Source organism: Nonomuraea sp. NPDC003709 (assembly GCF_040610775.1).
Taxonomy (GTDB): Bacteria; Actinomycetota; Actinomycetes; order Streptosporangiales; family Streptosporangiaceae; genus Nonomuraea; species Nonomuraea angiospora_A.
The window spans coordinates 1-1374 of the sequence record NZ_JBEXMW010000095.1 but is presented as its reverse complement, the minus strand read 5'-3'; the positions used below and the strand labels follow the sequence as shown (position 1 = coordinate 1374).

Genomic DNA, 1374 nt, shown 5'->3' with positions numbered 1-1374 from the left:
ATGAACGTCACCGGGCAGTCCGTCTGCACGCCCCGGTCGAACACGATGACGGGCACCTTCCCGCAGGCGGCCGTCACGGCGGGGGTGAGCGTGGCCGTGGTGTTCGGCGAGACGATCAGCGCGTCGCAGCCCTTGGCCTGCAGCTCGGCGATGTCGGAGATCTGCTTGTCGTCCTTGCCCTCCGCGTCGAGGGCCGTGAACTTCTCGATCTCCTTGTGCAGGCCGGCCTCTGCCTGCATCGTCTTCCAGCCGACCTGGCGCCAGGGGTTGTTGACCGCGGCGTTGGAGAAGCACAGGTGGTACGGCCCGTCCTTCTTGTACTTCGCCGTGTCGACCATCTTCGGGGCGATGGCCTGCTCCCAGGGCTTGTCCGTGGGACCCTGCGGCGTCTGGGAGCGCATCGCCAGCTGGGCGTCGAAGTCCGCCTGCACGAAGAACTTCGACTGCGCGCCCGTACCCGAACCCTGAGCGCTCGTGGCGGGCGCCGCGGACTGGGTGGTGGCCGTCGGCTTGTCGGTGGTGCAGCCGGCGAGGGCCAGCGCGGCGAACACCGCGACTGCGGCCTTATGACGCGGCATGTGCGTCTCCTCTTCGGGGGGTGAACTTCCGGGGAAGCCGGATGGCTCCCGCCGCGACCGCGGCGATGATGATGACGCCCTGCACGGTGAACTCCAGCGCTCCCGAGATTCCGTACAGGTTGAGCAGGGTGAACAGCGCCTCCAGCGTGAAGGCGCCGGCCATGGCGGCCGGCACGGAGCCGCGCCCGCCGCCGAGCGCCACGCCGCCGAGGACGACCGCCGTGATGGCGGAGAACTCGAGTCCCTGGCCGACCTGTGCCGAGACTCCGGCGAAACCGCCGAGCAGGATCGCCGCGACGGCGGCGGCCAGACCGGAGAGCATGAAGGCGAAGATCTTGGCCCGGTCGACCCGGACCCCGGAGAGTGCGGCAGCACGCTCGTTGTCGCCGGTGGCGATGAGGGTCTTGCCGAAATCGGCACGCATGAGCCAGATCGCCGCCGCGCCCACGGCCAGCAGGATCAGCACCGACCACGGCAGCGGCCCGAGGCCGCCGCGACCGAACATCCGGAAGCCCTCCGACAGCGCGCCACGCGGCGCGCCGCCGGTCCAGAGGAAGACCGCCCCGCTGAGGACGAGCAGCATGCCGAGCGTCACGATGAACGACGGCACCCGCAGCTTGGTGGTGAGCACGCCATTGACCAGCCCGACGAACAGGCCGACGACGATCAGGAGGACCAGGACCGGCCACGTGGCGGACTCGTCGCCGTCGATGAGCCGCGCGGCGATCACCACTTCGGCCGTCACCAGCGAGCCGACCGACAGGTCGAACTCGCCGGAGACGATGACGAAATACTG

Annotated in this window: 2 protein-coding genes; both read right to left on the bottom strand. The window is 69.8% G+C overall.

Features of this window, described 5'->3' with window-relative positions; genetic code table 11:
- The coding region (locus tag ABZX61_RS65855; protein ID WP_355213272.1) for a substrate-binding domain-containing protein at nt 1–578 on the bottom strand (578 nt) is incomplete at its 3' end.
- Nucleotides 565–1374 (bottom strand): ABC transporter permease (locus ABZX61_RS65850; protein ID WP_355213270.1); only part of this gene is annotated, 810 nt, incomplete at its 5' end. The genes ABZX61_RS65850 and ABZX61_RS65855, both read right to left, overlap by 14 nt.